The organism is Mycobacterium sp. E802 (genome assembly GCF_001666875.1).
GTDB lineage: Bacteria > Actinomycetota > Actinomycetes > Mycobacteriales > Mycobacteriaceae > Mycobacterium.
The window spans coordinates 21,385-27,577 of the sequence record NZ_LZJD01000032.1 but is presented as its reverse complement, the minus strand read 5'-3'; the positions used below and the strand labels follow the sequence as shown (position 1 = coordinate 27,577).

Here is a 6,193-nt window from a genome sequence, read left to right as displayed (position 1 = left end):
GGCGATTGTCGCTCGATTGTCGCTATTAAGCGGGCAGATCGTCAGGTGCTTTCCGTCCGCGACGCGGTGACGGCTCAACCCGCCGGTCAGCGCCCGGCCACCGTCCACCCGCGCCGACTACGGCGCTGCCCGCAATACCGAGGCGAATTGCTCGAGATCCTCAGCGGTCGTATCGACGTGAGGTGAGACCCGCAGCACCGGCGTGGCCATCTCAAATGGGGCCCGCGCCAATTCGCACGCCGTGGTGACGATGCCGCGTTCGGCGATCAGCCAGGCGCGCACCGAAGCGGGATCGGCACCGTCGACGGGTTCCAACGTGGTGATCGCCGTGGGCTCCTCGACGGGTTCCACCACCCGCCAACCCGGTACCCCGGCCAACGCCTCTCTCGTCGCACGTCCCACCTCGGCGAGCCGCCGGCGGATGGATTCCGGCCCGACAGCGAGATATTCGCCGAGCGCCACTGAATATCCCACGCGGGTGGCGGCATTGTGCTCGCCGTGCTCGAAGCTCTGCAGCACGGTCATCGGCACATCCCAGTTCGGCGGCGGCACCCGGCGCTGCAGCTGCGCAACGAGGGCAGCCCCCACCGCGAGGAATCCGACTCCGCGCGGGCCGGCCAGCCATTTGCGTGACGACGAGTAGATCGCGTCGGGAGCCACCCCGCAGTCCAGATGCCCGAAGGCTTGCGCGGCGTCCACGATGATCGGAACACCGGCGTCGCGGCACAGCGTGACCATCTCCGCCAGCGGCTGGGCCACCCCGCGGTGGCTGGCCAGCGGGGTCAAGTGCAGCAGCGCCGGCGGATCAGACGCGAGCATCCGAGCAGCCGCATCGACATCCACCCTGCCAGCAGCGTCCACCGGCACCGCGCGCACCTGAAAACCGTTGGCCGCCATCACCGCCAGGTTCGGCCCGTACTCACCCGGTGGGCAAGCCACCGTCCGCTCCCCCGCCCAGCTGCCCAGCAACAGATCCAACGAACGGTTGGAGCCGGAGGTATAGACCACGCCGGTGGCATCCAGCCCGGTCAGCGCCGCGATCGCGGCCCGGCCGGCATGCAGTACGGGTGCCGCCGCATCGGCGGCGACATAGCCGCCGACCTCGGCTTCGTGACGGGCGTGGGCAGCAACGGCATCGATCACCGCGAGGCTCTGCCGTGAGCAGGCGCCGCTGTCCAGGTGCAGGCCGGCGACTTTCGGCCGGGCATCCGCCCACTGCTGCGCGAGGCTCATTTCACCGCCAGGGACAGGCCGAAGTCGCCGGCGGGGTCGGTCCACCAATGCGTTTGACGCAGACCGGCTTTCGCCAACTCACCGGCCACCCCGTCAACCCGGAACTTGCATGACACCTCGGTCAACATCTCCTCACCGGCCTCAAATGTCACGTCGAGATCCAGGCCGGCGATCCGGACCTGCTGCGGCGCCCCCGCCCGAAGCCACATCTCGATGCGCTCCTCCTCGACGTTCCACTTCGCCACATGGTCGAAGGCCTCGAGCGCGAAGTCGGCGTCGAGCTCGCGGTTCACCACCGACAGCACATTGCGGTTGAACGCGGCGGTCACGCCGGCGCTGTCGTCGTAGGCGCGGACCAACCGGCCGGCGTCCTTGACCAGGTCGGTGCCCAACAGCAGGCTGTCACCGGGTTGCATGGCCTCGGCGAGCGCCGCCAAGAACTCCGCGCGCGGTCCCGGCGTCAGGTTGCCGATCGTGGACCCGAGGAAGGCCACCAACCGACGTCCCACCGCCGGGATCTTCCCGAGATGTTCCTCGAAATCACCGCACACGGCGTTGATTTCCACACCCGGATATTCGTGGCCGATCGCCTCACCCGCCGTGCGCAGCACGCCGGCGTCGACGTCGAACGGGATGAATCGGCGCAGCTGCCCACCCTCGCGCATGGCGTCGAGCAGCATCCGCGTCTTCTCCGAGGTTCCGCTGCCGAGCTCCACCAATGTGTCGGCACCGGCGGCGGCGACGATCTCCGCAGAGTGCTCCCGCAGGATCTGCGCCTCGGTGCGCGTCGGGTAGTACTCGGGCAGCCGGGTGATCTGATCGAACAGGTCACTGCCCACGGCATCGTAGAACCACTTGGGCGGCAGAGTCTTCGGTGACTGGGTCAGCCCCTCGCGCACATCACGACGCAATGCGGTGGCGGCCGAGTCGGCGGCCAGATAGTTGGACAGGGTGAGCGTCATACCGAACCTTTCAGAGGTGTGAGCTCGACGTCAGAGCCGGCCACGGTGACCAGATGCCGGTCCGGGACGTCCGACCAGTTCGGATCGTCGTCGTACGGTTCGCTGGCCAGGACGACGCCGTCCGGCAGTCGTAGCATCGACAAGGTGTCACCCCAGGTGGTGGCCACCATACGGGAACCGTTGGCCGCCAGGATGTTCAGCCGCGCACCAGGATCCAGGGCGCCTACCTCGACGACGGTGTCCCCCAGCACGTCCAGCCCCCGCTCGAAGATCAGGGCGGCCAACAGGGCGCTGTCCACCGTGGATTCAGCGACCGGACGGGGCGGCAACACCGCCCGGTCCACGATCCCGTTGTGCGACAACAGCCATTCGCCATCCGTGAACGGCGCCGAGGCCGAGGGCTCGATCGGCATACCGATGGTGGCAGAACGCACGGCGGCGACCACGCAGCCACTACTCAACGCCGGCGCGACGGAGGCGAACGAGGCGTCACCCCACAGCGGCTTCTCACTGCGCCAGCGACGCGCCACGCCACGGTCGAAAAATCCGGCGCCCCAACCGTCGGCGTTCATCAGACCGTGCTTCTGCCGGCGCGGGGCGTAGGACTGCACCAGCAGCCCCTGCGGGGGATCCAATACCAGAGACGACACCGAACGCGGCGCGCCGAGCCATCCGAGATGCCGGCACATCAGCTGAATTCTCTTCGCGCAAGCGGCTCATCGCCGGCGTCCCAGGCCAAGCGCACGCCGGAGAAGATCTGGCGTCGGACCGGGTGATCCCAGTTGCGGAAGCTGGGCCGCAGGATGTCGGCCGATACCGCCCATGATCCGCCACGCAGGACGCGGTAGTCACCGGCCCCATTGCCTTCGAAGAAGGGTTCGGTGTAGCGGTCGTACACCATGGGGGTGAAGCCGGGCCAGGGCCGCAGCGACGAGGTGGTCCACTCCCACACATCGCCCAGCATCTGCTCGACACCGTAGGCCGACGCACCGGCCGGATAGGCCCCCACCGGGGCCGGTCGGCGCGCCTCGCCACCGAGGTTGGCCAGCGACTCGGTGGGTTCGGTTGCACCCCAGGGAAACCGGCGTCGAGCACCGACCGCCGGGTCCCACGCGCAGGCCTTCTCCCATTCGATCTCGGTGGGCAGCCGGGCACCCGCCCAGGCGGCGTACGCCTCGGCCTCGAAGAAGGTGACATGTTGCACCGGTTCGTCGGCCGGGATGGATTCGATGTGCCCGAACCGGATTCGGGTACCGTCTTGCCCCCAGAATTGCGGCGCTGACAAATCAGCCTCCCGCAGATGCGCCCACCCACGCTCCGACCACCACCGCCGTTGCTGATAGCCACCGTCGTCGATGAACTCGCGCCATTCGGCGTTGGTCACCGCTACCCGGCCGATATAGAAGCTGGGAACGTCCACGACGTGCGGTGGACGCTCGTTGTCCAGTGAATACGGTTCGGTCAGTTCGTCCACCCCGAGCACGAACGGACCGCCGGGGATCAGCACGGATGTACCGGCCAGCCCGGGCCGGCCTGGCGGCAGCGCGGCACCGCGATCCAGCAACGGCGGGCCGGCCCGCAGATTCAATGCCTGCAGCATGGTTTCGTCGTGCTGATTTTCGTGGCTGATCACCAGGGCGAAGTTGAAGCCGCAGTCATCGGGGTCGAGAACGTCCAAGGCGTCCAAGGCTTTTGATCGCACTGTCGCGCAGTATGTGCGGGCATCGGTGGGCGGCAGGAGGGGTAGATCCACGCGGCTGGCCCGTGAGTGGACGAAGGCGTCGTAGAGCCGGTCCACCTCCGGAGACAGCAGACCCGGGCGGTCCGTCGCGCCGCCGCGCAGCAGCCACAACTCCTCCTGCTGGCCGATGTGGGCGAGATCCCACACCAGCGGGCTCATCAGCGGGCTGTACTGGCGGTGCAGTTCGGCATCGTCGAAGTCGACCAGGCGTAGCGTGCGGTCCCGCGCGCGGGTGAGCTGCTGCGCCAGCATCTCGCGTGTGCTCAAAGCTCGCCTTTCACCAGTTGGCTCATCGCAGAGACGATCCCGTGCCCCACCACGTGATCGGCGAAATCGTCGGCGGGGCACCGCCCCTGTTGGACCGAACGCGTCAACTGTGCCATCGATTCCACGAGTTCCGTCGGAGCCCGCTGCGCGGCAGCCGACACGCAGCTCAGCGCAGATTTCTGCAACCGTCGATCCTCCAGTCCGATCCGCGCGGCCCGGTCCCAGGCGGTGGCCACCGGAGCCGTCGCCTCCTCGGCAATCGCAGCGGCCTCCGGGTCGTCGAGCAGGGCGGTGAGCATGAAGACCACCGTCGGCCAGAGGGTGTCGGGCACGCTGTCGAGGTAACGGATCTCCAGCCAGCGACGCGGCCGTACCGGCGGGAACAACGTGGTCAGGTGGTATTCGAGATCCGCTTCGGTGGGACGGCGGCCGCCGAGTACGGCGCGTCCGTCGGCCCAGTCGGCGAACGGAACCCAATTGGGCACCGGAACGGCATCGGGGCTGTTGACCAACATCACCGGCGCGCGCAACGCATAGCGTGCCCAGTCACTGGCCGGATCGTCACCGTCGGCACCCAGCACCGGCCCACAGCGCGCCGAGTCCAGCTGCCCCCACACCCGCTGCCGGGAGGACTTCCAGCCGGTGAACTCGCCGCCGAGCATCGGCGAATTGGCCGTGATGGCGATCATCGTCGGGCCGAGGGCATGCGCGAGCCGAACCCGTCGGGCCCAGCCGTCCCGCGGGCCGGCGTCGAGGTTCACCTGCACCGACGCGGTCGAGGTCATCATCGCCGCGCCGGCCTCGGCGGACCCGCTTGCTGCGAAGAACGCCTCCATGGCCTGATACCGCGGGCCGGGGTTGACGCGCTGGGTGGGCCGCACCGGATCGGCGCCCAGCAGCACCAGGCCCAGACCGTGGCGGGCGAATGTCGCGCGCAACACGGTGCGGTCAGCCTGCAGCGCGGCCACGGCCGCTGACGCGCCGTCGGCCGGTGGTCCGGACAGTTCGACCGCACCGCCGGGTTCGACGGTGATCCGGCTGCCACCCGGCATGGCCGGTGCCGAGGCGATGACTGCGGACAGCTCCTCCCAGCCCGGGCGGCGCGACGGGTTGTCGAGGTCGAAGCAGTGCGCCTCGATCTCCAGGCCGACCTGTCCGAGCGGGCCGTCGTCGAGACAGCGGGCCTCGATGTACGCCGCAGCATGTTCGGCACTGGTGAACTCGACAGGAGACAGGCCAGAGGCATCAGTCCACACGGGTACTGCCATGGCGCCACCTCCCGATCCTCACCGCTATCAAACGGCTCGGTTGTGTTCCATCATCCAGATCGGACCGACATGTTCACTGCCCCAGCGTGTTCTGCATCGCACCGGCCAGGACGTTGACCGCGGGGCCGCCGTTGCCGGATTGGCATACCTTGGCTTGCAGCAGCACGTTCTCCCGTTTGCGGGTGGTGTTGAAACAGCGCCGGTCGGTTCCGGCTTCCTGTTTGACCCAGTCGGCGTTGGTATCGCCGACCGCGCCAACGGTGAACGTCCACACCTGCGTGACGAAGTTGTCCAGGTGCATCGCGGTGGTCTGCCCCGAGCAGCCGTTGGTGCGGTCCACCACGCGGTGGAATGCCCGGTCGGCAGCCTCCGGTGTGGCGAACACGCCGATCGCCTGCTTGACGTAGTGGTTCTGATCGTCGGCCGCGGTCTGGGTGGTGGCGCCGTTGAACGAGGCGAGGTCCGGATCGTTGAACACCTCGGGCAGGCCGATGTCCGCCCAGTTGTTGCACACCGGGATGTCCACCGAGAACCCCTGGAACGGGGCGGTGAATTGGTCCTCCCACCCCATCGGGGCACCGATGATGTTGCCCACCGAACCCTTGGGCATGACCGCGTAGGACACCACACCCGGATCCGAGGGACGCGCACCGGCAGGTGCAGCCAACGCCAGCGCAAGACCGGCCAGCCCGAAACCGACAGTCAGGGCACGCATGCCACGA

6 protein-coding genes are annotated in these 6,193 nt (G+C 68.3%); all 6 read right to left on the bottom strand.

Translation table 11 applies throughout. The features are described from left to right. Nucleotides 1–117: 117 nt before the first annotated feature. Nucleotides 118–1,233 (bottom strand): ergothioneine biosynthesis PLP-dependent enzyme EgtE, encoded by a 1,116-nt coding sequence (egtE, locus tag A5699_RS04830; protein WP_067766203.1) that lies wholly within the window; start codon nucleotides 1,231–1,233, stop codon nucleotides 118–120. Further along, nucleotides 1,230–2,195: an L-histidine N(alpha)-methyltransferase gene (gene egtD, locus A5699_RS04825; protein ID WP_067766200.1), complete on the bottom strand. Its 966-nt coding sequence runs from the start codon at nucleotides 2,193–2,195 to the stop codon at nucleotides 1,230–1,232. The genes egtE and egtD overlap by 4 nt, the downstream gene beginning before the upstream one ends. Continuing rightward, the gene (gene egtC / locus A5699_RS04820) at nucleotides 2,192–2,884 is read right to left on the bottom strand and encodes an ergothioneine biosynthesis protein EgtC (protein ID WP_067766197.1); all 693 of its coding nucleotides are present in this window, start codon (nucleotides 2,882–2,884) and stop codon (nucleotides 2,192–2,194) included. The genes egtD and egtC overlap by 4 nt, the downstream gene beginning before the upstream one ends. Next, nucleotides 2,884–4,188 carry an ergothioneine biosynthesis protein EgtB gene (gene egtB, locus A5699_RS04815; RefSeq protein WP_369806659.1) on the bottom strand — a complete coding sequence of 435 codons (1,305 nt, stop codon included), beginning with the start codon at nucleotides 4,186–4,188 and terminating at the stop codon, nucleotides 2,884–2,886. Before egtB ends, egtC begins: the two co-directional genes overlap by 1 nt. 11 nt (nucleotides 4,189–4,199) lie before the next feature. Continuing rightward, nucleotides 4,200–5,471 carry an ergothioneine biosynthesis glutamate--cysteine ligase EgtA gene (egtA, locus tag A5699_RS04810; protein WP_067766194.1) on the bottom strand — a complete coding sequence of 424 codons (1,272 nt, stop codon included), beginning with the start codon at nucleotides 5,469–5,471 and terminating at the stop codon, nucleotides 4,200–4,202. A 73-nt stretch (nucleotides 5,472–5,544) separates the two neighbouring features. Next, a complete protein-coding gene (locus A5699_RS04805; protein ID WP_067766193.1) occupies nucleotides 5,545–6,186 on the bottom strand; it encodes a sensor domain-containing protein in 642 nt (213 codons plus the stop codon). Nucleotides 6,187–6,193 lie beyond the last annotated feature (7 nt).